This window comes from Longimicrobium sp. (assembly GCF_036399255.1).
Taxonomy (GTDB): domain Bacteria; phylum Gemmatimonadota; class Gemmatimonadetes; order Longimicrobiales; family Longimicrobiaceae; genus Longimicrobium.
Map to the genome: position 1 here is coordinate 1 of NZ_DASWNM010000145.1, position 24,176 is coordinate 24,176.

Consider the following 24,176-nt stretch of genomic DNA (forward strand, 5'->3'; position numbering starts at 1 on the left):
CACCCATGTCGTAGATTCACGGGCTTGTGGACGGATGGTTGCTTCGACACCACCCATCTTACTGCAACCCAAGAAGATGCGACATGGGTTTTTTCTATCTATGACTCATGGATTGCGTTTGGGGTGAATAAGGCAGGATGAAATGAAGGTGTTGTTTTCCCGGATTCGGTATCATTCGCGTTCTCTCTCCAATCCTCCACGTCCTCCGCGTGATGGTTTTCCGTCTCTGCGGATGAAGTTCGCCGTGTCGAAAAGAATCCATCGCATTTACATGAACGAGTAGGATTGACTCTCCGGAAAAGATCCGTGCGACGAGACGCCAGAAACCGGCAGGGATGCAGGGGAACCGGCTCATCCAGCATCTCTGTTTCGAAACGTCCCACTGTGTCATGTCGATGCGCAATGTGTGTCATGATTGTCATGGAACCGCGCAAAGCCGGGGCGTGTAGCTGACGGGTCCCGTTCGGCAAACACCTTTTCACGGAGCCATGCCCATGCAACTGTCTCGTCTGGCAACCGCGGCGCTCGTCGCCGCACTGGCCGCGGCGCCGGCCCACGCGCAGCAGTGGGGCGGACCACTGTTCAGCTCGCCGCTGCAGCAGCCGAAGTTCGAGATCCTTACCTTCGACGCGAACGGAGCCGGCTTTGGCATTGCCGCGGCGGCGCGGCCGTTCGCGCGGGTGCCGGACCTGCGCCTGCGGGCCGGCATCATGGACGGCGTGGGCGTGGGCGCCATGCACACCGACGACGTACGCCTGGGACGGCCGCGGGCGGTGGCGTACATGGCGGGAATGGACTACTCCGTCCCGCTTTCGCCGGACGCGGGCGGCCCGGTGCGCGCCTCGCTGGTCACGGGGCTGGGGGTGGGCGTCAACGCGTCCACCGTCGTCAGCGCGCCGCTGGGCATCAGCATTGGCTACGACGGCGGGCGCGTGCGGCCGTACATGACGCCGCGCGTGGTGCTGGAGTACCACTCCGAGCCGTTCCGGCCGTACGCCGGCGGGGGCGGCATGCAGGGTCTGCACGCGCGGGCGGTGGTGGATTGGGGCGTGGACGTGGACCTGCCCATGGGCGGCACGCTGCGCGCGGCGCTCACCACCGGCAGCTATACGGGGATCGGCTTCGGGATCAGCTTCTGATCCGCATCATCCACCCCAACGCCGCGCGCCGGGAGCCTTTCCGGCGCGCGGCCGTGCTTTCGGGGGATGCGCACGTCCCGCGTGCGGTGCTCCGAGGCTGGCGCGCGGCGGGTGCGCGAGCAACGTTGCGGGGGACAGCGCCTCCCGTTCACCCGTACGCAAATCCCCCGATGGCCCAGCCATTCTGCACCGAGTGCCAGCGCCCCATGGAAGGCGGCTTTCTGCTGGACAACAACAACGCCACCCAGGAGGCGGTCAGCTGGGTCGAGGGTCCGCCGGAAAAGAGCTTCTGGGGGAGCATGAAGATCAAGGGCCGCCGCAAGCTGACCGTCTACGCCTGGCGCTGCCCCGGCTGCTCTCAGGTGCGCCTGTTCGCGCCGCAGGTGTGATGCTGATCCCGAATCCGCAAGGACGATCACTGTCATTCTGAGGAAGGCGCCACCCCGGGCCGTCGGAACGCGCAGCAGCCCTGTGCGCCGGCCGAAGAATCTCCTTCGGAAACGGGTGGCCCCTCGCGCCGGACCCGGCGTGGCCGACGCGACGATGCGCCCATCCGGCTTCGGCCGGCGCACAGGCTGAGGTGCATCTGGTACAGGACCGGGGACGCGCCCCTCTTTTCTTCATGTTCGTTGCGAATCCGCCCATCTCCTTGTCGTATTGGTAGATACGTGGCCGTGCCCGCCGATGGAGGGCGCGCGCACGGGCTCGAATGCACAAGGTATGTGCAATTATGGATCAAAGTTTGCCGATGAATCCGCCCCGGAAACCGGCCACGTATCCGGTTCATGGCACCGGGGACGGGCGCGGCTCACGCGTGCCCGCCGGCCGGACAATCATCCAAGCGGGACCTGGAGGAGGGGCGCATGATGCAGGGCAGGCGAGGAACGACGTGGACGGCGCTGTTTGCGGCCGTGGTGACGCTGGCCGCGTGCGAGGGAGAACGCGGGCCCACCGGCCCCTCCGGGCCCGCGGGACCCATCGGCCCCGCCGGGCCGGGCGGCACGCCGGGAACGCCCGGAGCCCCGGGCCAGCCGGGAGCGCCGGGCACGCCGGGAACTCCGGGCGCGCCGGGAAACAACTTCTCGGGCCGGACCATCTACGCCATCGACACGAACAACACGCTGATCACCTTTGGCGCGCTGACGCCGGGAACGCGGGTGGGGCTGGTGAACGTCAACGGCCTGGCCGCGGGCGAAACGCTGGTGGGCATCGACTTTCGCCCCTCGGACGACCGGCTGTACGCCGTCAGCAGCACCAGCCGGCTGTACACGCTGGACACGGGCACCGGGCTGGCCACGCCGGTGGGCGGCGGCACCATCACCCCGGCCATCACCGGCACCACCTTCGGCGTGGGATTCAACCCCGTCCCCGACCGGCTGCGCATTCACACCAGCAGCGAGCAGAACCTGCGCGTAAACCAGACGGCGGACCCGCTGGTGACCATCGTGGACGCGCCGCTGGCGTACGCGGCGGGCGACGTGAACGCGGGGCAGGACCCGCGCATCGCCGGCACGGCGTACACGCTGAGCGTGCGGCCGGCGCCCACCTCCACGGAGCTCTTCGTCATCGACGCGGGGCGTGACGTGCTGGGGCGGCTGAACGCCCCCAACGACGGCCAGATCACCACCGTCGGCAGCCTGGGCTTCGACACCAGCGACGACGTGGGCTTCGACATCGCGGGCGACACGGACTTCGCCTACGCCACGCTGACCCCGGCGGGCGCGGCGACGGGCCCCTCGCGGCTGTACACGGTGAACCTGCGCAACGGGCAGGTGACGGCGGTGGGGCAGGTGGGCCACGGCTCGCCGCTGCGCAGCATCACGGTGGCGCCGGGCGCGCCGCCGGCACCCAGCCGCAGCCCCCGCCCGTAAGCGCAACGCGGCCGCCCGGCATCGGTGCCGGGCGGCGGGCGCTCACGGCCGGCGTGTGCCGGATCCCGAACAAGACCGGCCTCACACGTCAGCTTCGTGTGAGGCCGGTCTGCTCCTGGCGGTAACCCGGAGGGTCTCGCCAACCCTGCCCGCAATTGACTTCCTGAGGGAGGCGCCGCCCGGTACCTGCTCCTACGATGGACTCTGGTGCCGACCGAAGGACCTCGCCGGCAGAACCACGGGGCTGGACCTCTGCCGCCAAGCCTGCCCCTCCGCGGTCGGAGAGGAGGTCCTTCGGTCGCGCGCAACCGGTTGTGCGGGTGCTGGTTACACGTGGTGCGCTCCCTCAGGAAGTCATCGCTTCTTTGTGAGGTCTGGGGTTTAGCAACACCCTCTCAGGAAGTCACCGCGCACACCCGATCTGTCATTCCGAGGGAGCGCCGCGCGAACCCGTCCGCATCGCCGCATCCGGCGCGCGACCGAGGAATCTACTTTCCGTCTCCTCGTGGTCCGTCGTGACGCCCCGGACCGGCCCTGTCTGGCGGTTTCGCCGCCGCACGAATTGCGCGGGCTGCCGCGTCCGGCCTCGCACGAACCGACGGTAGATTCCTCGGCCCTGCAGCCTGTGGCGCAATCGTCCAGCGGCAGTGTGGCCGAGCCTCGGAATGACAGTCCCGTTCTATCCAGGGAGGCGCCGCCCGGTTTCCTGCTCACACGATGGACTCTGGCGCCGACCGAAGGACCTTGCCGGCAGAACCGCGGGGCTGGACCTCTGCCGGCCAGCCTGCTCCTCCGCGGTCGGAGAGGAGGTCATTCGGTCGCGCGCAACCGGTTGTGCGGGTGCTGGTTACACGTGGTGCGCTCCCTCAGGAAGTCAATCTCCTGCGACTCCGGAGGTCCTCCAGCACCCCTCTCAGGGCAGGGTGACGGTGATCTCGATGCGCCGGTTCTGGGCGCGGTTGCGGTCGGAGTTGTTGGGCACCTTGGGCTGTGCCTCGCCGTGGCCGGTGGCCGTGATGCGCGACGCGTCCACGCCGTGCTGCGTCAGCCAGCTGACGACGGACCGCGCGCGGCGCTCCGAGAGCGCCTGGTTGTCGGTGTCGGAGCCCACGTCGTCGGTGTGGCCGTCCACGCTGATGCGCGCGCCGGGATGCGCATCGATCATCGTCCGCTTGATCTCGGCCAGCAGCACCAGCGCCTGCGGCTGCAGGTCGGCGCTGTTGGTGGCGAACAGCGCGGCGCCCGCCATGTCGGCGCGCAGGCGGTTGCCCTCGCGGCGGTACATTCCCGGCGCCAGCGCGGCAAAGTCCAGCGGACGCAGGTTCTCGGCGTCGGGCCCCCACTCCAGCATCAGCGCCACCTCCTCACGCGGGCCCTGAAAGTACTGCACGCGCACGTCGTGCAGCCCCGCCGCCAGCGTCGCCTCGCCGTCGATGGATCCCGGCCCGTGGACACCGTCGTTGTCCACCACCAGCTCCCCGTCGATGAACAGCTTGCTCCCGTCGTCCGACGTCAGGCGAAAGGTGTACGTCCCCGCCTGCGGCAGCATGATGCGGCCGTTGTAGTCGATGGCGAACCACTCGAAGCGGTCCGTCACCCCGGGAAAGCCCACCGTAAAGCTCTGCGGCTGGATGTTGAGCACCGTGGTGCTGATGGTGCCCTGCGGCCGCAGCCGCGAAAAGTCCGGCAGCTGCTCGGTTTCTTCGGGAATGAAGTACACGCGGCCCTGCAGCGCGAACGGCACCTCGCCCGCGGTGCCGAACCCGCCGCCCTGCGCGGTGGCGGGCTGTGCGGCGGCCAGCGCCAGCGCGGCGGCGGCCAGGGCAATGTGTCTGTGATGCATGCGGCCTTTCCGGTTGTGAGTGGACGGTGAAACGGACAAACGGGCGGGATATACGAGGCGGCGGGCAAAATGATTCAACCGCCGTCCGGGAACAAGCCTTTTGTTTGCCGCGCCCTCCGCGCCGCTTGCCGCGATGCGGACGGGCGTGTAGGCTGGGGACCGGTCCCGTCCTGCCGCGTTCCCCTCACCCGCGTGCCGATCGATGAGCAACCCCATCACCCGCCGTGACTTCGTACGCACCGGCGCCGCGGCCGGGGTGGCCGCCGCGCTCCCCGCGCCGCTGGCCGGCGCCCCCGCCGTCATCCTGCGCGGCGCCGCGCGGCCGGTGGTCATCGCGTCGGGGAACGGCAACCAGTACCGAAACGGCGGCCCCATGGCCGCGGTAGAGACGGCGTTCACCCGCATGACGGCCGGCGCCGACGTGCTGGACGCCATCATCGCCGGCATCAACCTGAACGAGCTGGACCCCGGGGACGCCAGCGTGGGATTCGGCGGGCTGCCCAACGCCGAGGGCGTGGTCACGCTGGACGCGTCGGTGATGCACGGGCCCCGCAAGCGCGCCGGCGCCGTGGCCGCGCTGGAGGGCATCCGCACGCCCTCGCTGGTCGCCAGGGCGGTGATGGAGAACACCGACCACCACCTGCTGGTGGGGCAGGATGCGCAGCGGTTCGCGCGGCAGATGGGCTTCACGGTCGAGGACGACCTGAACACGCCGCTCTCCCGCCGCCTGTGGCTGGAGTGGAAGCGCCGCACGGACCCCGCGCGCTTCCTGGACCCCGAGCGCCGCGCGCAGGCCGGGCACGAGGCGGGTCTGCAGATGGTGCGCGAGGGATTGATCGATCCGCTGCACTACTACGGCACCATCAACTGCAACGCGGTCAACGCCCGCGGCGACGTCTGCGGCGCCACGACGACCAGCGGGCTGGCGTGGAAGATCCCCGGCCGCGTGGGCGACTCGCCGATCCTGGGCGCGGGGCTGTACGTGGACAACGCGGTGGGCGCGGCCGGATCGACGGGGCGCGGTGAGGCCAACCTGTACAACCTGACCTCGTACCTGATCGTCGAGAACCTGCGGCGGGGGATGTCTCCGAAGGACGCGGGGATGGAGGGGCTGCGGCGCATCGTGCAGAACACGGTGGAGCGCCGGCTGCTGAACAGCCGCGGCACCCCCAGCTTCGGCATCCAGTTCTACGTGCTGAACGCCCGCGGCGAGCACGCCGGCGTCACCATGTACCCCGGCGGCACCTACGCCGTCTGCGACGAAGGCGGCCCGCGCGACGTCGAGATGGAGCCGCTGCTGCAGGGCCGCGCCGAGGACTGACAGCGGATCTCCGAATCCACACAAGAATGGTTCACGCAGAGGAAGCGGAGGAGCGGAGTGGTTTCTCTGCTTCTACTGCTTCCTCTGGTTCCTCTGATACCCGATTCTCAGCCCGATTGTGCATTCCCCACAGGCTGTCTCATTCAGACCAGATCCTGAAAAAGAATAATCGTACAGAGGATACAGAGTCAGACAGAGAAAGCGAGCCAGGATGTGATCCTAGTTCCTCTGTCTGACTCTGTTCCTCTGTACGCATGAAGGTGTTGTTTTCCCGGTTTCGGCGTTACACGGTGTCGAGCAGTGCACCCCGGATCGTGGAGGGGGTGCATGGTTCGCAAGATCGCGCATCAGGTGGTGCGGACGGCTTGCTTCCGCTCACGGTGGAGAGCATCGGGCGATCGGCATGCCCCCCCAAAAATTCTCATGGCTCCCTGCCGCATTCCACCTCTCTCCCGTTCCCGTGGGTCCCCGCCGGCTCGTGCCTCGTCGACCGGCGCGCCATGCCGTCCGCGAACGAGCCCCGGGGGCCATGGATGGGATCGCGTGAGCTGCCACGCCATCTGGCAACAGAATCCTTGTGTTGCGGCGGAGCGCGCACTAACCTGGAACGAGCCGTTTGCGACGCCGCGTACACAGGGCGAATCGCTCCGCCTGCCGCCCGGGCTCGCCCGCCTCTCCTTCCACCACCTCCCTCCGACACAGCCGCCGGCCGCAGCACCAGCAGCGCCCATCTTCACGTCCTCCCCATCCCTTCCATCTTCAGAAGGATTCCTTCCATGCATCCAACCCGGCAGGCACTGCACGGCGCGCTTCTGTGCGCGCTGGCGCTGGCGGGGTGCGGCGACGGCCGGGGCGAAACCGCCCAGGCAGGCCCGCCGCGCGACACCCCATCCACCGCGCCCCGCGATTCGCTGCTGAGCCCCGTCGTTCCCCCGGACGCCAGCTTTCCCGACAACCCCAGCACGCTCGACGCGCTGCAGCACGACTTCGACGTGTACTCGTGGAAGACGTTCGTGGCGCTGAACTGGCCCGTGGGCGCCGGCGGCCAGGCCGACGGCACGCAGACCATCGGAGCCGCCGGCGACAACGCCACCGTGTGGGAGACGTACAAGGAAAGCTACGAGGTCTTTCTTCCCTCCGGCGTAACGCCGTACCCGTGGGGCTCGCCGCGCAGCTACCCGGCGGCGTGCCAGGGGGTGGCGGCGGCGGGAACGCCGGTGTTCCGCATGCTCACCAAGGCGCCGCAGGACGTGCTGGACGTGATGCAGGAGCCGTTTCAGACCGGGCCCCTCATTGACCAGGACAGCAACTACGTCCGCTACGCCATCCACATCAACCGCGACGCCTTCGAGTTCATCGTGCGGGACTCGCTGTACAACGCGTACGCACAGACCCGCGTGGACTCGGTGCGCTTTCCCTCGGGCGACCTCGACACCGGCGTCACCGGGGCCATCGTCATCAAGTCCGCCTGGAAGGTGCTGAGCCCCGGCGACCCGCCCGGCCGCTTTCACAAGTCGCAGGTGCTGGTGTACACGGCGCCCGGCACGGACCCGGTGGTGAGGGAGTCGTGCGTGCTGCGGACGGTGGGGCTGGTGGGGTTCCACGTCGCGCACAAGACGCAGTCGGCGCCGCAGTGGCTGTGGAGCACGTTCGAGCAGGTGGACAACGTGCGGGTGCCGCCGGGAAGCGGGCTGCGCGCCAGCTTCAACAACCCGGCGTGCACCACCTGCCCGGTGAACCAGCCGCTGCCGCCGCCCTGGAACCCCGACGTAAAGGGCACGCCGTCGCAGATTACCCGCGTGATCCCCATCGACTCGGCGACGATGGCGCTGAACGCGGAGTGGCAGGGGCGGCTGCGCGCCGTGAACGACAGCTCGGTCTGGCAGTACTACGAGCTGGTGAGCACGCAGTGGCCCACCGCCAACCCCCCCGCCTCGCTCAGCGGGCCCAACCCCATGGGGAACCCGGCCCCGCAGTTCCTGGCCAACACCACCCTGGAGACCTACGTCCAGGGACGGGTGCCCAACGTCTCGTCCACCTGCATCGGCTGCCACAACAACGCCACCACGACCAACGCCGTGTTCAGCGACTTCAGCTTTCTGCTGGAGCGCGCGCAGTCGGTGGTGGCCGCCGGCCGCCAGGGAGGGAACTGACCATGGCCGCTTCCAACCTCACCCTGTTCGGCGCGCTGTCCTCCGTGCTCACCGGGTTTCCGCTGTCGCGGGTGGCGCCCGCGGTGGACCCGATCGGGCTGCCGGCGCAGTTCCTGGACTTCATCACCCGGCAGGTGGGCCAGCCCCTGGTGCAGCAGCTGCTGGACCGGTACGCCGCCATCAGCCAGCAGCAGTCCGATCCGTCGCTGCAGGCGCCGCTGGTGCAGCAGCAGATCATGGCCGACCCCGCGCTGGGGCCGCTGGCCCGCCGCGTCATCCGCCTGTGGTACCTGGGCACCTGGTACGCCGAGGAGCCGCCCACGCCGGGGGGCTCGCCAAAGGACCAGGTGGTGTCGATGAACGCGTACACCGGCGGCCTGGCGTGGGACGCCATCCAGGCGCACCCCATGGGCTACAGCGAGCTGCACTACGGCTACTGGTCGACCCTGCCCATCCTGCCTCTTCCCACCCTGACGGGAGCGTGACCGTGAGCACACCCCCCTGGGACGCGGTCATCGTGGGCGCCGGCATCGCCGGCGCGCTGACCGCGTACAAGCTGGCGGCGGCCGGCAAGCGCGTGCTGGTGCTGGACGCCGGCCCGGCCGTGCCGCCCAACCGCGGCGAGTACATGCAGCGCTTCTACCTGGCCATGAGCAAGGTGCCCGAGTCGCCGTACCCCGACATCCCCGACGCCCCCCGCCCGCGCAGCGACGACCCCGGCACGCTGACCACCAACCCGGCGCAGCCCACCCCGGGGTCGTACCTGGTGCAGACGGGCCCGCTTCCCTTCGCCAGCACCTACGAGCGGGTGGGCGGGGGCACCACCTGGCACTGGCTGGGCACCGCGCTGCGCCTGCTGCCCAACGACTTCCGGACGCAGACCGCCTACGGCGCGGGGGTGGACTGGCCCCTCACCTACGACCAGCTGGAGCCGTGGTACTGCCAGGCCGAGTCGGAGATCGGCGTGGCGGGCGACGTGCCGGCGCAAAGCTACCTGGGGCTGCGGTTCAGCCAGGCGTACCCCATGCCCGGGATTGCGCAGAGCTACGCCGACCAGCGGCTCAAGGCCGCCATCGGCACCATGACCTTCGAGGGCAGCCCCGTCACCGTGAGCCCCACGCCGCAGGCCCGCAACTCCCAGCCGTACGACGGGCGCCGGGCGTGCGCCGGCAACACCAACTGCATCCCCATCTGCCCCATCCAGGCCAAGTACGACGCCAGCGTGCACCTCAACAAGGCGCAGCAGCTGGGCGCCACCGTGTGGTACCAGACGGTGGTGGACACGCTGACGGTCGATCCCGTCTCGGGCCGCGTCACCGGGGTGAGCTACAAGCAGTACCAGGTGCCCGACGGGCCGGCGACGGCGAGCGGGACGGTGAGCGGCACCCTGGTGGTGATGGCGGCACACGCCATCGAGACGCCCAAGATCCTGCTGAACTCCGCCACCAGCGCGCTTCCCGCCGGCGTGGCCAACCGCAGCGGGATGGTGGGGCGAAACCTGATGGACCACCCGGTGCAGCTGAGCTGGGCGCTGATGAACGATCCCGTGTACCCCTTCCGCGGCCCGCTCTCCACCTCGGGGATCGAGAGCCTGCGCGACGGCGACTTCCGCAGGCAGCGCGCGCCGTTCCGCATGGAGATGGGCAACGAGGGATGGAACTGGGCGGCGGGCGATCCCTGGACCACGGTGAACGCCGCCGTCTCGGGGCTCAGCCCCACGACTGGCGCCCCGGTGCCGCCGGTGTTCGGCACCCAGCTGGTGCAGCAGGTAAACTCCCTGGTCACCCGGCAGATCCGGTTCGGCAGCCTGGTGGAGCAGCAGCCGCTGACCACCAACCGGGTGACGCTCTCGTCCGTGCGGGACAACCTGGGCAACCCGCGCCCGCAGATCTCCTACAGCCTGGACGACTACACCATGAAGGGCTTCGCGGCCGCGCGGCAGGCGGCGCAGGCGGTGTTCGCGCAGGTGGGGGCGCGGGACTTCACGGTGGTCCCCTCGGCACCCTTCGAAGCGCCGTTCGTCTTTGAGTACGATGGCCAGAGCTACCAGCTGAACGGCGCGGGCCACGTGATGGGCACGTACCGCATGGGCAGCGACCCCGCGACCTCCGTGGTGGGGCCCACGCTCAAGTCGCACGACCACCCCAACCTGTACCTGCTGGGCAGCGGGGTCTTTCCCACGGTGGGCACGGCCAACCCCACCCTCACCATCGCGGCGCTGACCCTGATGGCCGCGCCCGCCATGCTGCAGGACCTGGCGTAGCGCCGCTTCGGCGCTCTCCACAGACACGAAACCGCGCGCCGGGAAGCTCCCGGCGCGCGGCTGTTCTTGCGGATGAGTGATCGTCTGGCGGGTGCGGCTCAGCCCCGGCGTGGCTCGGGCGGGGCGGCGTTCAGGCGCTTCTGGCGGTGGATGACTTCCTTGAACTCGTAGACGATCACGCCGTCCTCCGTGACCGTCGAGGTGACGCGGACGCCGTCGTCCAGCGCGGTCAGAGTGCGCTCCGCCTCTTCCAGCGACACTTCCAGGTCCGCCGCCACGTCCGTCACCGTCAGCACGCCGCCGTGCTCCATCGCCAGCTGGATGGTGTCGTGCTTCAGGCCCGCCAGCCGCTCCCGGTCGTCCTCCGCGCTCTCCACCGCCTGCTTTTCGCGGTTCAGCGAGCGGCCCAGAAAGTAGGCGCCCACCAGGGAGAGGACGAACAGGGACATGATCGCCCCCTTGTTCTCGGTGGCGTTGCGGTAGGTGTTCAGGTACAGAAACGCCAGAAAGATGAGAAAGTAGTAGGCGACCGTCTTGATCAGCCTTTTCCAGTTGCGCGGTTGTCCGGTCATGTTCGGCGTAGCGGTGGGTGCGGCAGGCGGCGTGGAAACATGCGGAGCGGGACGGATGTGCTCGAATCTGTGCGTCGTCCGCGAAAGCTGCAAGCGGCCGGCATGACGCCCACGGATCCGGCGCGTCCGGTGCTTCCACACCCGCGCTCCGCCGGCTCTGGCGCGCGGCGCGGCGGGTGCGCTATCGTGAGCCGTCCGCCTTCCGCCGTTCGTGGGTACGGATTTCCACCATCGCGGTGCTTCCATGCATCATCCCGCCATGCAGCGCACCCGCATCATCACCTTTGCGTTGCTGCTGGCCTTCGCGGTCCCGCTGGCGGCGCAGACGGGCGCGCCCGAGACCATGCTCGCCGCGCGAATGCAGGCGTTTCTCGGCGTGATGCAGGAGGGGACGCGCGCGCAGATCGCCACGTTCTTTCCGCGGCGCGGTGACTGGACGTGGGTCCGCACGGCGCAATCCCGCCTGGGCGGCGGCGAGCGAACCGAGGTCTGGCGCTTTCCGGGACCGGAGACGCTGCGCGTGATCGGCCCGGAGGGACCGGCGTGCATGTCGTTCGACGAGCCGAAGGGAGAGTACGGCCCGTTCGAAGGATACTTGCGGATGCAGGCGCTGATGAACCGGTCCGGCTGGCGGCGCGTGCGGGGCAACCGCTTCGTTCCGCCGGACGTCTCCGCGCGCTCGCCCGTGTTCGTGGAATGGCGGCGGGAAGACGGGGAGTGGATCGTCTCCGCCTTCGGAGAGGAAGACGTCTATTTTCCCGAGGGGCCGCGGCTCCTGGGCGTCCCGGCGCCGCGCCGCGGGATGGTGGGCCGCGACACGGCCCTGGTGCCCGCGGGCGCCGCCTACGCCGCCGATGCGGACTGGTACGTGGCGAACGAGGTGATCACCCTGGATGGCTGGCGGTACGTCACGTACGGGCTGCCGCGCGGGTTCGGGCCCGGTGAACTGGTGCGGATCGGCACGCTGGGGCGGGTGGCGGTCTACGCGGCCGCGGGAGACACCGCAAAGCCAGAGATGCTGATGGTGCCGGTGCGCCCGGGCGAGTTCCAGCGGTACCAGGGGTTTCGCCCGCGGCCCTGCGGCGACGGGTAGCCAAAATTCAAAATTCTTGTCCTGACGTGATGCACGGCGCATCTTAGCGGAATCCTTTCTCTCCACGGCACCGGCCCGCGCCCGATCCCATCCCCGCGTGGCCCCCGCCGTGGCACCTGTCGCCCAGCTTCACAGGAGCGTGGGATTTGACGACGAGGAGCCTGCCCGTCCTGGCGCCCCCGCGCCGCTTTGGCCAGACCGCCCGCACCGACGCCTGGTGGGTGCAGCCGGCGGTCACCTTCACCATCCTCGCCAGCTTCGTCGGCTACGCCACCTGGGCCGCGTTCCAGAACGCGCACTACACCTTTGGCCCGTACCTGTCGCCGTTCTACTCGCCGGAATTGTTCGGCGACTCGCCGCACGCGTGGTTCGGGCCCAAGCCGGGATGGTGGCCGGCGCTGCTGCCGTTCTCGCCCGCGCTGCTCATCCTGCCCTTTCCCGGGCTCTTTCGCTTTACCTGCTACTACTACCGCGGCGCCTACTACAAGGCGTTCTGGGCGGACCCCGTGAGCTGCGCCGTGGGCGAGCCGCGCAAGAGCTACTGGGGCGAGCGCTGGCTTCCCCTGGTGCTGCAGAACGCCCACCGCTTCTTCCTGTACGTCGCGCTGATCTTCATCCTGCTCCTGGCCTGGGACGCCATCAAGGCCACGCAGTTCGAGGACGGCTTCGGCATCGGCGTGGGGACGCTGGTGCTGACGGCCAACGTGGTCCTGCTGAGCGGCTACACGCTGGGCTGCCACTCGCTGCGCCACCTGGTGGGCGGGCGCAAGGACCAGCTCTCGAAGCATCCCGTGCAGTCCAAGTGCTACGAGGGGTGCAGCAAGCTGAACCGCAACCACATGAAGTGGGCTTGGGCATCGCTCGTCAGCGTGGCCTTCAGCGACCTTTACGTGCGGATGTGCGCCATGGGCATCTGGACGGACTGGAGGATCTTCTAGATGGGCGCCTGGGATGTGGTAGAGCACGACGTGCTGGTGATCGGCGCGGGCGGGGCGGGGTTGCGCGCGGCCATCGGCGCGGCGGCGGACGGGGTGCGGGTGGGACTCGTCTGCAAGTCGCTGCTGGGCAAGGCGCACACGGTGATGGCCGAGGGCGGCGCGGCGGCCGCCATGGGCAACGTGGACGACCGCGACAGCTGGAAGGTGCACTTTGCCGACACGCTGCGCGGCGGGCAGTACCTGAACAACTGGCGGATGGCGGAGCTGCACGCCCGCGAGGCGCCGGACCGCATCCGCGAGCTGGAGGCGTGGGGCGCGCTGTTCGACCGCACGGCGGACGGGCGCATCCTGCAGCGCAACTTCGGGGGGCACCGCTATCCCCGCCTGGCGCACGTGGGCGACCGCACGGGGCTGGAGATGATCCGCACCCTGCAGGACCACGGGATTCACCAGGGGATCGACGTGCACATGGAGGTCACCGTCCTTACCCTGCTCAAGGACGGCGGCCGGGTGTGCGGCGCGCTGGCGTACGAGCGCGAGCGAGGCCGCTTTCGGCTCTTTCGCGCGAAGGCCGTCGTCCTGGCCACGGGCGGGATCGGCCGGGCGTACAAGATCACCAGCAACTCGTGGGAGTACACGGGCGACGGCCACGCGCTGGCGTACGAGGCCGGCGCGGCGCTGATGGACATGGAGTTCGTGCAGTTCCATCCCACCGGGATGGTGTGGCCGCCCAGCGTGCGCGGCATCCTGGTGACGGAGGGGGTGCGCGGCGAGGGCGGCGTGCTGGTGAACAGCGAGGGGCGCCGCTTCATGTTCGACGACATCCCCGACAACTACAAGGGGCAGACGGCGGACAGCCCCGAAGAGGGATGGCGGTACACGCAGGGCGACAAGGCCGCCCGCCGCCCGCCGGAGCTGCTGACGCGCGACCACGTGGCGCGCTGCATCGTCCGCGAGGTGCGCGAGGGGCGCGGCTCGCCGCACGGCGGCGTGTACCTGGACATCGCCTGGATCAAGGAAAAGCTCCCCGGCGCCGCGGAGCACATCCGCAAAAAGCTGCCGAGCATGTACCACCAGTTCAAGCAGCTGGCCGACATCGACATCACCACCGAGCCCATGGAGGTGGGGCCGACGACGCACTACGTGATGGGCGGCATTCGCGTGGACGGCGACACGCAGATGTCCACCGTCCCGGGCCTGTTCGCGGCCGGCGAGTGCGCGGCGGGGCTGCACGGTGCCAACCGGCTGGGCGGCAACTCGCTGTCGGACCTGCTCGTCTTCGGCAAGCGCGCGGGGGAGCACGCGGCGCGCTTTGCCCGCGAGAACGGGCCCAGCAGCATCGACGAGGCGGCGGTGGACGCGGCGGCGCGCGCGGCGCTGGCGCCCTTCGACCGCGGGACGGGCGGGGAAGGGCCCTACCAGGTGCAGTACGACCTGCAGGACATGATGCAGGACCTGGTGGGCATCGTCCGGCGCGAGGACGAGATGCTGCGTGCGCTGGAGGGGCTGCGGGGGCTCAGGGCGCGCGCGGCGGCGGTGGGGGTGGGCGGCAACCGGGAGTACAACCCCGGCTGGCACACGGCGCTGGACCTGGCCAACCTGCTGACGGTGAGCGAGGCGGTCACCCGCAGCGCGCTGGAGCGAAAGGAGAGCCGCGGCGGCCACTTTCGCGACGACCATCCCCAGAAGGACGAGGCGTACGGCAGCTTCAACCTGGTGCTGCGCAAGGGCCCGGACGGCGAGATGCAGATGACGCGCGAGCCCATTCCACCGCTGCCGCCCGAGCTGCAGCAGATCGTGGAGGAGAACCGATGAGCACCACCGAGAGCGCGGCGGGGCGGGCCACGGCGGACGGGCTGGCCTCGGTGCGCGCAGGCGCGGCGGCGGCGGCCAAGAGCGACCGCAGCGCATCGTCCGTCGCCCGCCGCGCCACCTTCCGGGTCTGGCGGGGCGATTCCAGCGGCGGCGCGCTGAAGGACTACACCACGGAGGTCAGCGAGGGGATGGTGGTGCTCGACGCCATCCACCAGATCCAGGCGGAGCAGGCCAACGACCTGGCCGTGCGGTGGAACTGCAAGGCGGGCAAGTGCGGCTCGTGCTCGGCCGAGGTGAACGGGATGCCCAAGCTGATGTGCATGACGCGCTTGAACGACCTGGACCTGGACAAGCCGGTGACGGTGGAGCCCATGCGGGCGTTTCCGCGGCTGCGCGACCTGGTGACGGACGTGTCGTGGAACTTCGAGGTCAAGAAGCGGCTGAAGCCCTTCAAGCCGCGGGCGCCCGACGCGCCCGACGGCACCTGGCGCATGGACCAGCGCGACGTGGACCGGGTGCAGGAGTTCCGCAAGTGCATCGAGTGCTTTCTGTGCCAGGACGTGTGCCACGTGCTGCGCGACCACCACAAGCACAACGAGTTCATCGGCCCGCGCTTCCTGGTGCAGGCGGCCGCGCTCGAGATGCACCCGCTGGACGTGGAGGACCGCATCGACGACCTGAAGGACGCCCACGGCATCGGCTACTGCAACATCACCAAGTGCTGCACCAAGGTGTGCCCCGAGCACATCACCATCACCGACAACGCCATCATCCCCCTGAAGGAGCGGGTGGTGGACAGGCACTACGATCCGCTGCGCAAGCTGGTTCAACTCGTCATGGGGAGGAAGCGATGATCCGCGTGGTGCACCTGTTCGACGTAAAGAAGGGCGTCAGCGAGCCCGCGTTCCTGGAGTGGCTCGACGCCAAGCTGGGGACCGCCGCGCGGCAGTTTGGCTGCGTGGACCGAAAGACGTGGGTGCTGATGGACGGCTTCGTGGGCACGTACAGCCGCCCGCAGGCCGTGCACGACCGCCCCAAGTACGCCAACGAGGCGTACTGGACGGACATCCAGGGCCCCAACCAGTTCCGCGAGTGGCTCACCAATACGCCCGAGGGCAAGGAGATCCACGACCGCTGGTTCAGCTCCATCCAGAACCACACCGTCCTGCGCTACATCCAGGGCTGGACGGGGTTGGACGCGGACGAGTAGGCGAAGGTTGGAAGAGGCTCGTGCGTCGAAGAATAGGTGTGGATCGACGCACAGGGCCGATCTGCGCCTATGTGCGGAGTTCGTGCACCGAACTAAAGACTCTACTGCTGGGATATCATGAGATACCGTTTATTGCTGCTTGTTGTATGCGTGGTCACGGGCGCTGGTTGCTTTGATCACGCGACTCAAATCCAGCGGGACGGGGAAAGAGTTGCGAATGTTCTCGCCCAAGAAATGAAGACCTTTCGAATCAGTGTTGGTAACGCACCAAAGCTGAGTGACACTACTTACGCGGCGAACTACGTCCTCACGATGGTAGGGGAACCATATCTCTTCAGACTCAGGGAATATTGGATCGAAATTGGGAATGACCCGGAGAAGATCCACACGCCTGCTATCTGCTCGAGACTCGACAGCATCCTCGATTCAAGGCTCCCCGTAGCAGAGATTGTCAAGGACTTGAACCTGGAGTTCGGGGCGAAGGTGGGTCCGACAATTGGCACATCGCTGGAGACGTTCGTTGATCTTTGGATTATGTCGACAAGGTATTCGCGCATTCGTAACAGCAGAGCACTGATTGCCGTTCGTGGATATGCAGATGGAGAGCGAAGCCGGTGGACTGATACGTTGCGCTCAAAGTATCTCTACGAGCATATCGCTGTGCTTCCGCCTGCTGATCCCGGGAATGATGTCGCGTCTGAATATCGCATGGCAGAATCGACCATCGAGATCCAGGATCGAGTCTATGATAACACGACCCTTCCGGACCTGCGAGCAGAGTTTGTCAAACGCGAGATTATAGCCCGGACGCTATCGATGTGCGGTGGGTATGAGTCTGACGTTCGCGTCATCAAAGGCCATACATTCGCTACTGCGGATCAACCACAGGAGCGAAAGGTTCAGGTATTCGTCTATTTGTTCGAGAAGTAGCGTTACCATTATTTGTATCGCCGCGGGGACCGTAAACGTCATGACAGCGCCGCTGCCAACCGTTCTCTTGGCTTCTCGAATGATTTCCGCTAACTCCGGATGATCAAGATTCTCCTCTTCGGCGCGACCGGGGCGGCGGGCGGAAGCGTGCTGCGCGCCGCTCTTGCATCTCCGCACGTTCGGGAGGTGCGTGCGATCGTGCGGCGACCGCTGGAGTTGGCGCACGAGAAGCTGCGCGTGCTCATCCACCGCGACTATCTGGACTACGGCGCGGTGGAAGCGGCGTTCGCGGGGGTGGACGCGTGCCTGTGGTGCCTGGGGATCTCGGTGCGGCAGGTGTCGGGAGAGGCGGAGTACCGCACCATCACCCACGACTACGCGCTGGCCGCCGCGCAAACGCTGCGGCGGCAGAGCCCGGGCGCGGCGTTCCACTTCGTCAGCGGACAGGGGACGCGGCTGGACAGCCGGATGATGTGGTCGCGCGTGAAAGCGGAGACGGAGCGCGACCTGATCGACCTCGCCGGCGCGGTCTGCTGGCGGCCGGCGTTCATCGACGGGGAAGACTCGGCGAACTCGCCGCGGCTCTACCAGGCGCTACGCCCCGCCTTTCGCCTGCTGCGCGGCTTTCGCGGGCTGTACGTGGCGGGCGAGGACATCGGCCGCGCGATGATCCAGGCCACGCGCGACGGCGAGCGCGGGCGCATCATCGAGAACGCCGAGATCCGCCGCATCGCGGACGAGTCGCGCCGGTGAGCGGCGAGTGTAAGGTGATTCCATGACCAGCGAGATCGTTATCCGCGTCGCGCGGCCGGAGGAGCACGCGCGCGTGGCGGAGACGTACGCGGCGTGGGGCTACGGCGGCGGCGTGCTCCCCTCCGACGTGGTGTTCGTGGCGGAGGAGGACGGCGCGCTGGTCGGCATCGTGCGGCGCACGGTGGAGGAGGGCGTCACCATGCTGCGCGGGATGCAGGTGGCGCCGGAGCGGCGGGGGCGCGGCATTGGCGCGCGGCTGCTGCGGGCGTTCGTCGAGGACCTGGACGGCGCGTGCACCTGCATCCCCTACACGCACCTGACGAAGTTCTACGGCGCGGAAGGGTTCGCCGTGGTCGCGGACGACGACGCGCCGGCCTTTCTGCAGGCGCGGCTGGCCACGTATCGCGCCCGCGGCCTCTCCGTGCTGGTGATGCGGCGCCCGGCCGGCGCGGCTCCGGGCGCGTAATCTGAGTTCGATGCTGATGAATCCCGGAAAAGAGCACTGATCCGTTGTGCGGCGGATGGTGTCACTCTCAGAGGGTGTTGCTAAAGCCCAAATCCATAACGAAGCGGTGACTTCCTGAGGGAGCGCATCACGTCCAACCAGAAGTCACACTACAGATTGCGCGCGACCGAAGGACCTCGTCTTGGTGGCGCAAGGGCCAGATCAGGGCACGGCACCAGCCCCGTCGTTCTGCTGGCGAGATCCTTCGGTCGGCGTCAAGCTGCAGTGTACGAGCGAGTTGCGGGGCGGCGCCTCCCTCAGGAAGTCAGTCACGCTGGGAGGTTTGGCAACACCCTCTCAGCCTCAGAAAGTCGATCGCGGGGGTCCGCCGTCCTGACCATCCCTCCCACCCGAATCACCGTGCCCGGTCCCGCGTACCGCATCCAGACGCCCCGCCTGGTCCTTCGCTGCTGGCAGCCCGCCGACGCGCCGCTGCTGGCGGAGGCCGTCACCGCCAGCCTGGACCACCTGCGTCCGTGGATGCCTTGGGCGCACGCCGAGCCCGAGGAGCTGGAGGCAAAGGTCCAGCGGCTGCGCGGCTTTCGCGCCGCGTTCGACATCGACCGGGACTACGTCTACGCCATCTTTACCCCGGACGAGCGCGAGGTGGTGGGCGGCACGGGGATGCACCCGCGGATCGGCGAGGGCGCGCTGGAGATCGGCTACTGGATCAGCACGCGGCACATCGGCAGCGGATACGCGACGGAAGCGGCGGGGGCGCTCACCCGTGTGGGCTTCGAGATCCACAACCTGGAGCGGATGGAGATTCGCTGCGATCCGCTGAACGAGCGGAGCGCATCCGTGCCGCGCAAGCTGGGCTACACGCTGGACGCCACGCTGCGCGCCCGCATCCGCGGCGTGGACGGCACCATGCGCGACACGATGGTCTGGTCGCTGCTCCGCGGCGAGTATGCGGATTCGCCCTGCGCCGCCGCGCCGCTGCAGGCGTTCGACGCGGCGGGGCGGACGCTGCTGTGAGCAGGGGAGGCGAATGACGCAGCGGCTGGCGCACGTGGCGCTGCTGGTGCGCGACTACGACGAGGCGCTCGCGTTCTTCACGCAGGCGCTGGGCTTCGATCTCATCGAGGACACGGACCTGGGCGGCGGCAAGCGATGGGTGCTCGTCCGCCCGCCCGGCGCGGCGGAAACGGCGCTGCTGCTGGCCCGCGCCGCGACGCCGGAGCAGGAGGCCGCCGTGGGAAACCAGGCCGGCGGGCGCGTCTTCCTCTTTCTGCACACCGGCGACTTCGCGCGCGACCATGCCCGGATGCGCGCCCACGGCGTCCGCTTCGTCGAAGAGCCACGCGACGAGGCGTACGGCACCGTCGCCGTGTTCCTGGACCTGTACGGCAACCGCTGGGACCTGCTGCAGCCGAAAGGCGATTGAGCCCGGAGCCGGATCCGTCGACGGAACCGTGAGCCGAACCTGCCGGAGCGGGATCGAATTCTCCCCTCTCCGCGAGGAACGAGCGGGGAGGGGCCGGGGGAGGGGCCCCCGTCGGGCGCAGTTCGATGGATGTCGTCGAGCCCCCAGCCTCTCAGCAACACCAACCTCCCCCAGCAGTTTTGGGGGAGGTGGCGAGCCTAAGCGAGCCGGTGGGGGCGCTTGCGGGCGCAGTTCGATGTCGTTCGCCGCGCGATCGAATTCTCCCCTCTCCGCGAGGAACGAGGAACGAGGGGGGAGGGGGGAGGGGCCCCCCCTTCGGACGCAGTTCGATCCCCGCCGACGAGCCCCTGATCCCGCGGTACCCATCATCCGACCATCCGCCTGTCTGGCGCATCCGCCGCCGCATCCGTAATCTCGATCCGCACCGAGACCGCCGCACGGCTTCACGTCCCGCATCCACCGTAATGCAGCCGACCTTCTTCGCCACGCCCGCCGAGTTCCGCCAGTGGCTGGAGCAGCATCACCAGAGCGAGCGCGAGCTGCTGGTGGGGTTCTACAAGAAGGGCTCGGGGCGGCCCAGCATCACCTGGCCCGAGTCGGTGGTGGAGGCGCTGTGCTTCGGGTGGATCGACGGGGTGCGCAGGACCATCGACGACGAGAGCTACACCATCCGCTTTACACCGCGGAAAAAGGGCAGCATCTGGAGCGCGGTGAACATGCGCCTGGCGGATGAGCTGATCCGCGACGGGCGCATGCAGCCGGCCGGGCTGCGGGCGTACGAGGTGCGCGATCCCGCGAAGTCCGCCATCTACTCGTTCGAGCAGAAGGAGGCGGCGCAGCTGGATGCGGACGCGGAGGCGCGCTTCCAGGCCGTCCCCGCAGCGTGGAGCTTCTGGCAGTCGCAGCCGCCGGGGTACCGCAAGACGGCGGTGCACTGGGTGATGAGCGCCAAGCGCGAAGACACGCGCGCCAAGCGCCTGCAGACGCTGATCGACGACTCCGCCGCGGGGCTCAGGATCGCGCTCCTGCGCCGGCCCTGAAGCGGGCCGCATCCATCCACCTCCTCACCGCGCCTGGTTCACGATGCCGACGGATGACGCCGCGGGACCGGAAGCCCGGCCCCCACAGCGCAGGAGCCATGGGACTACGCGCGGTTCGTGGAGATCTACAACCGCATCGCGAAAGAGCGGAGCGGATGGTTCCATGAGCCGCGCGGCAACACGGAAGAGGTGCTCAGGGCTCGCTATCATGCATTTCCCTGGGCGTTTCCGGACGTGGAAACGTTCGCGGATGGGCTCTACGTCTGGGACCAGAACATCAACCTCTGAGCATCCACGCTTCCCCCCTCATCCGCTTCGCCATGCAGAGCGACGACGCCGAAGAAACCGTGCTCACCTCCACCACCGCGGATGCCGGGGGCCCCGTCCGCGACGTGAAGCAGGAGCCGTGGGACTACGACCGCTTCGTGGAAACGTACAACCGCATCGCCCTGGCGCGCGGCGGCTGGTACTACGAGGCGGACGGCCGCACGCCGGAGGAGATGCGGCAGCGCTACCTGCGGTCCCCGGCGACGTTCACGGACCTGCACGTGTTCGCCGAGGGGCTCATGATCTGGGAGCAGGGCCTGAACCTGTGAGCGGACGGATGATGGAAATGGATTGGAAGCCGGTTCTCTGGCGGCATTTCGGCGCGGCGATCGACATGCTGGACAACGCGATCGCCGCATGCCCGGACACGCTGTGGGGCGATCGGTCGCGACAGCCGGAGTTCTGGTACGTGGCGTACCACACCCTGTTTTTCCTGGATCTGTACTCTTCCGGCACCCTTGAGGGCTTCGTCCCGCCCGAGCCGTTCAACATGGACGAGATCGACCCGGCCGGCGTCCTGCCGCCGCGCGTCTACACGCGCGACGAGCTGCGCGCGTACCTGCGCCACGGACGCGCCAAGTGCCGCGCGACCATCCAGGCGTTTACGGCCGAGGAGGGCGCACTCCCGGCCGGCTTTCCCTGGCTGCAGCTGAACCGCGCGGACCTGCTGCTGGACAACCTGCGCCACGTGCAGCACCACACCGCGCAGCTGAACCTGATCCTGCGGCAGGCCACGGACTCCGCGCCGCGCTGGGTGGCCGTGGCCCAGGACGAGCTCGGCGAATGAGTGCCAGCGGGCGGCGTGATCCATCAATGGCGGGGGGATGATGAGCGACGCGCTCGACACGGCCCGGCGGGTGTGCCTTTCGCTGCCGGAGGCGACGGAGCAGGCGGCGTGGGGCGAGCCCACGTTCCGCGTGCGAAAGAAGATGTTCGGGATGTACGCCAGCGGCGGCAACCACCACGGCGCGGGGCGCGACTCGTTGTGGTGCGCGGCGCCGATCGGCATCCAGGAGCTGATGGTGCGCTCCGAGCCCCAGAAGTACTTCGTGCCGCCGTACGTGGGCGTAAAGGGGTGGATCGGCATCTACCTGGATGCCGTGGACGAGGCGGAGCTGCGCTCACAGGTGGTGCAGTCCTACTGCCTGATCGCCCCCAGGAAGCTGCAGGCGCTGGTCACCGAATAAGGATGCGGGATCCCGGTTTTCCAGGCCGATGGCGGCGCGATTTCCTGAGAGTGTTTAAGAATCCGACGCTGCACATCCAGGCAGATCTACCAGCGCTGTCATTCCGAGGCCCGGCCACGCCGTAGCCCTCCTTCACACCAGAGGTTGCAGGGCCGAGGAATCTACTGTCGGATTGCTGGAGGGCTGACGCGGTAGCCCGTGCCTGCTTCGCGGCTATGACACGGGCGGACAGGGCCAGTGCCGGAGCGGTGCGGCGGGGCACCAGCAGCAGACAGTAGATTTCTCAGTCGGCGCGCAGGATTTCGTGCGAGCCGATGGTGCGGTCTGGCGCCTCCTTCGAAATGACATACGGGCGCGAGCGTAGGGGATTCTTACACACACTCTGAGAGAGGTGTTGCCGAACCCTCAAACTCACAACGAAGCGCTGACTTCCTGAGGGAGCGCACGCCCGGCAGCTTGTCGTGCAACGAAACGCGCGCGCGCGACCGAGGAATCTACTTTCCGTCTCCTGGTGGCTCGTCGCGATGCCCCGGACTGGCCCTGTCCGGCGGTTTCGCCGCCGCACGTATGGCGCGGGCTGCCGCGTCCGGCTTCGAGCAGGCCGACGGTAGATTCCTCGTCCCTGCAACGTGTGGGCAATCGTCCAGCGGCAGTGTGGGCGGCCTCGGAATGACAATCCCTGCTTCATCCACGGCGCTGGAGATCGAAATCCGTTGCGCTCGGGGCAGGGGAGTGCGCAATTTACGACACGAGATCAGCGGACGATCTCCGCATCCCGCCACACCCCCTCATCCACTACCGCCAATGCAACAGATCAAGGGAGCAATCCTCAAGACCCGCCTGGCGTTCGTCGAGCAGCACTGGGGGCGGGAAGGGCTGGACCGCGTGCTGGCGTCGCTGCCGGAAGAAGACCGGAACGCGCTGCGCACCGTGCTGACGGTGAAGTGGTACCCGTTCGGCGTGGGCGAGCGGCTGGACCGCGCCATCGTGGACGTGCTGGGCGAAGGGCGCACCGAGGTGTTCGAGCGGCTGGGCGCGGCGTCGGCCGACGCGAACCTGGGCGGCGTCCACAAGCAGTTCCTGACGCCCGGGCGCCCGCACGTGTTCCTGGGCAAAGCGCCCCAGATCTACGGCTTCTACTACGAGACCGGCCGGCGCACCTACGAGCAGACGGGCGAAAGCTCCGGCGTGCTGACCACGTACGAGGCCGAAACCTTCAGCACGCCCGACTGCCTGAGCGTGATCGGCTGGTACAAGCGCGCGCTGGAGCTGTGCGGCGTGCAGAACGTGGCGGTGGAGGAAGACGAATGCCGCGCTCGCGGCGGCGCCGTCTGCCGCTACCAGGTGCGCTGGCGCAACGAGCCCGCCGCCGTCTGACCGGACGCGCATCGCCCTCCCCCCAAACTGCGCCGGGAGAGGGGGGAGAAGGGCGGTGGATTCCTTGCCTCGTGCGGGTGTGGGGTCCCGAATCAGGCGGATCAGGCGGATCAGGCGGATCAGGCGGATCACGGAAGCGCTGACTTCCTGAGGGAGCGCACCAAGGGTAACCGGAAGCTACGCAACCAGTTGCGCGCGACCGAAGGACCTCGGTTGCCATACAGCGGGGCCGGCTTCAGGATGTGAAGCCGGCCCCACGGTTTTGCTCGGCGAAATCCTTCGGCCGGCGCCAGCGTGTATCGTGCGAGCGGGGTGTGTGCGTCCTCCTTGAATCGCAAAGCCCGCTGGCCGCACGCCCCCAATCTGTCATTCCCAGGGAGCGCACACCCCCAGTCTCTCCGTTTCCTCTGGTGCTGGCGCGCGACCGAGGAATCTACTTTCGGTGTCCTCGG

Annotated in this window: 25 protein-coding genes; 23 read left to right on the forward strand and 2 right to left on the reverse strand. The window is 68.4% G+C overall.

Features of this window, described 5'->3' with window-relative positions; genetic code table 11:
* Positions 1 to 494 precede the first annotated feature (494 nt).
* The 3 genes from VGC13_RS27750 to VGC13_RS27760 all read left to right on the forward strand — a co-directional run bounded on the left by VGC13_RS27750 (position 495) and on the right by VGC13_RS27760 (position 3,010).
* On the forward strand, positions 495 to 1,139 hold the full coding sequence (locus VGC13_RS27750) for a hypothetical protein (protein ID WP_331128577.1): 645 nt from the start codon (positions 495 to 497) through the stop codon (positions 1,137 to 1,139).
* A gap of 170 nt (positions 1,140 to 1,309) precedes the next feature.
* Positions 1,310 to 1,528, forward strand: coding sequence for a hypothetical protein (locus VGC13_RS27755; protein ID WP_331128578.1), 219 nt, complete (start codon positions 1,310 to 1,312; stop codon positions 1,526 to 1,528).
* A 474-nt stretch (positions 1,529 to 2,002) separates the two neighbouring features.
* Positions 2,003 to 3,010: a DUF4394 domain-containing protein gene (locus VGC13_RS27760; RefSeq protein WP_331128579.1), complete on the forward strand. Its 1,008-nt coding sequence runs from the start codon at positions 2,003 to 2,005 to the stop codon at positions 3,008 to 3,010.
* Between the two features lie 913 nt (positions 3,011 to 3,923).
* Here the strand turns inward: VGC13_RS27760 and VGC13_RS27765 are convergent.
* Positions 3,924 to 4,853, reverse strand: a complete 930-nt coding sequence (locus VGC13_RS27765) for an OmpA family protein (RefSeq protein WP_331128580.1) — start codon at positions 4,851 to 4,853, stop codon at positions 3,924 to 3,926.
* Positions 4,854 to 5,055: 202 nt separating this feature from the next.
* On the opposite strand from VGC13_RS27765, the gene VGC13_RS27770 reads away from it, so the two are divergent.
* From VGC13_RS27770 to VGC13_RS27785, 4 genes are all read left to right on the forward strand, one after another.
* Complete coding sequence (locus tag VGC13_RS27770; RefSeq protein ID WP_331128581.1) at positions 5,056 to 6,174, forward strand: N(4)-(beta-N-acetylglucosaminyl)-L-asparaginase; 1,119 nt, start codon at positions 5,056 to 5,058, stop codon at positions 6,172 to 6,174.
* A 776-nt stretch (positions 6,175 to 6,950) separates the two neighbouring features.
* Positions 6,951 to 8,327, forward strand: coding sequence for a hypothetical protein (locus VGC13_RS27775; protein ID WP_331128582.1), 1,377 nt, complete (start codon positions 6,951 to 6,953; stop codon positions 8,325 to 8,327).
* Positions 8,328 to 8,329: 2 nt separating this feature from the next.
* Positions 8,330 to 8,812 carry a hypothetical protein gene (locus VGC13_RS27780; protein ID WP_331128583.1) on the forward strand — a complete coding sequence of 161 codons (483 nt, stop codon included), beginning with the start codon at positions 8,330 to 8,332 and terminating at the stop codon, positions 8,810 to 8,812.
* A 2-nt stretch (positions 8,813 to 8,814) separates the two neighbouring features.
* Positions 8,815 to 10,590 carry a GMC family oxidoreductase gene (locus VGC13_RS27785; RefSeq protein ID WP_331128584.1) on the forward strand — a complete coding sequence of 592 codons (1,776 nt, stop codon included), beginning with the start codon at positions 8,815 to 8,817 and terminating at the stop codon, positions 10,588 to 10,590.
* Positions 10,591 to 10,688: 98 nt separating this feature from the next.
* Here VGC13_RS27785 and VGC13_RS27790 read toward each other — a convergent pair whose 3' ends face one another.
* Positions 10,689 to 11,162, reverse strand: a complete 474-nt coding sequence (locus tag VGC13_RS27790; RefSeq protein WP_331128585.1) for a hypothetical protein — start codon at positions 11,160 to 11,162, stop codon at positions 10,689 to 10,691.
* A 244-nt stretch (positions 11,163 to 11,406) separates the two neighbouring features.
* On the opposite strand from VGC13_RS27790, the gene VGC13_RS27795 reads away from it, so the two are divergent.
* The 16 genes from VGC13_RS27795 (at position 11,407) to VGC13_RS27870 (ending at position 23,724) form a co-directional block, all read left to right on the forward strand.
* Positions 11,407 to 12,255: a hypothetical protein gene (locus VGC13_RS27795; protein ID WP_331128586.1), complete on the forward strand. Its 849-nt coding sequence runs from the start codon at positions 11,407 to 11,409 to the stop codon at positions 12,253 to 12,255.
* A gap of 146 nt (positions 12,256 to 12,401) precedes the next feature.
* Positions 12,402 to 13,193, forward strand: a complete 792-nt coding sequence (locus VGC13_RS27800) for a hypothetical protein (RefSeq protein WP_331128587.1) — start codon at positions 12,402 to 12,404, stop codon at positions 13,191 to 13,193.
* A complete protein-coding gene (locus VGC13_RS27805) occupies positions 13,194 to 15,008 on the forward strand; it encodes a fumarate reductase/succinate dehydrogenase flavoprotein subunit (RefSeq protein ID WP_331128588.1) in 1,815 nt (604 codons plus the stop codon).
* Positions 15,005 to 15,862: a succinate dehydrogenase/fumarate reductase iron-sulfur subunit gene (locus VGC13_RS27810; protein WP_331128589.1), complete on the forward strand. Its 858-nt coding sequence runs from the start codon at positions 15,005 to 15,007 to the stop codon at positions 15,860 to 15,862. The genes VGC13_RS27805 and VGC13_RS27810 overlap by 4 nt, the downstream gene beginning before the upstream one ends.
* A complete protein-coding gene (locus tag VGC13_RS27815) occupies positions 15,859 to 16,218 on the forward strand; it encodes a hypothetical protein (RefSeq protein WP_331128590.1) in 360 nt (119 codons plus the stop codon). The genes VGC13_RS27810 and VGC13_RS27815 overlap by 4 nt, the downstream gene beginning before the upstream one ends.
* A 234-nt stretch (positions 16,219 to 16,452) precedes the next feature.
* Positions 16,453 to 17,148 (forward strand): hypothetical protein, encoded by a 696-nt coding sequence (locus VGC13_RS27820; protein WP_331128591.1) that lies wholly within the window; start codon positions 16,453 to 16,455, stop codon positions 17,146 to 17,148.
* A gap of 99 nt (positions 17,149 to 17,247) precedes the next feature.
* Positions 17,248 to 17,901 (forward strand): NAD(P)H-binding protein, encoded by a 654-nt coding sequence (locus tag VGC13_RS27825; protein WP_331128592.1) that lies wholly within the window; start codon positions 17,248 to 17,250, stop codon positions 17,899 to 17,901.
* A 22-nt stretch (positions 17,902 to 17,923) separates the two neighbouring features.
* Positions 17,924 to 18,367, forward strand: coding sequence for a GNAT family N-acetyltransferase (locus tag VGC13_RS27830; RefSeq protein ID WP_331128593.1), 444 nt, complete (start codon positions 17,924 to 17,926; stop codon positions 18,365 to 18,367).
* A 399-nt stretch (positions 18,368 to 18,766) separates the two neighbouring features.
* Positions 18,767 to 19,384 carry a GNAT family protein gene (locus VGC13_RS27835; RefSeq protein ID WP_331128594.1) on the forward strand — a complete coding sequence of 206 codons (618 nt, stop codon included), beginning with the start codon at positions 18,767 to 18,769 and terminating at the stop codon, positions 19,382 to 19,384.
* Positions 19,385 to 19,397: 13 nt separating this feature from the next.
* Positions 19,398 to 19,793: a VOC family protein gene (locus tag VGC13_RS27840; RefSeq protein WP_331128595.1), complete on the forward strand. Its 396-nt coding sequence runs from the start codon at positions 19,398 to 19,400 to the stop codon at positions 19,791 to 19,793.
* Between the two features lie 464 nt (positions 19,794 to 20,257).
* Positions 20,258 to 20,833: a YdeI/OmpD-associated family protein gene (locus VGC13_RS27845; protein ID WP_331128596.1), complete on the forward strand. Its 576-nt coding sequence runs from the start codon at positions 20,258 to 20,260 to the stop codon at positions 20,831 to 20,833.
* 117 nt (positions 20,834 to 20,950) lie between these two features.
* On the forward strand, positions 20,951 to 21,121 hold the full coding sequence (locus tag VGC13_RS27850) for a hypothetical protein (RefSeq protein WP_331128597.1): 171 nt from the start codon (positions 20,951 to 20,953) through the stop codon (positions 21,119 to 21,121).
* Positions 21,122 to 21,153: 32 nt separating this feature from the next.
* Complete coding sequence (locus VGC13_RS27855; protein WP_331128598.1) at positions 21,154 to 21,429, forward strand: hypothetical protein; 276 nt, start codon at positions 21,154 to 21,156, stop codon at positions 21,427 to 21,429.
* An 8-nt stretch (positions 21,430 to 21,437) separates the two neighbouring features.
* Positions 21,438 to 21,947: a DinB family protein gene (locus VGC13_RS27860; RefSeq protein WP_331128599.1), complete on the forward strand. Its 510-nt coding sequence runs from the start codon at positions 21,438 to 21,440 to the stop codon at positions 21,945 to 21,947.
* A 40-nt stretch (positions 21,948 to 21,987) separates the two neighbouring features.
* Positions 21,988 to 22,347, forward strand: coding sequence for an MmcQ/YjbR family DNA-binding protein (locus VGC13_RS27865; protein ID WP_331128600.1), 360 nt, complete (start codon positions 21,988 to 21,990; stop codon positions 22,345 to 22,347).
* Positions 22,348 to 23,151: 804 nt separating this feature from the next.
* A complete protein-coding gene (locus VGC13_RS27870) occupies positions 23,152 to 23,724 on the forward strand; it encodes a hypothetical protein (RefSeq protein WP_331128601.1) in 573 nt (190 codons plus the stop codon).
* Positions 23,725 to 24,176 lie beyond the last annotated feature (452 nt).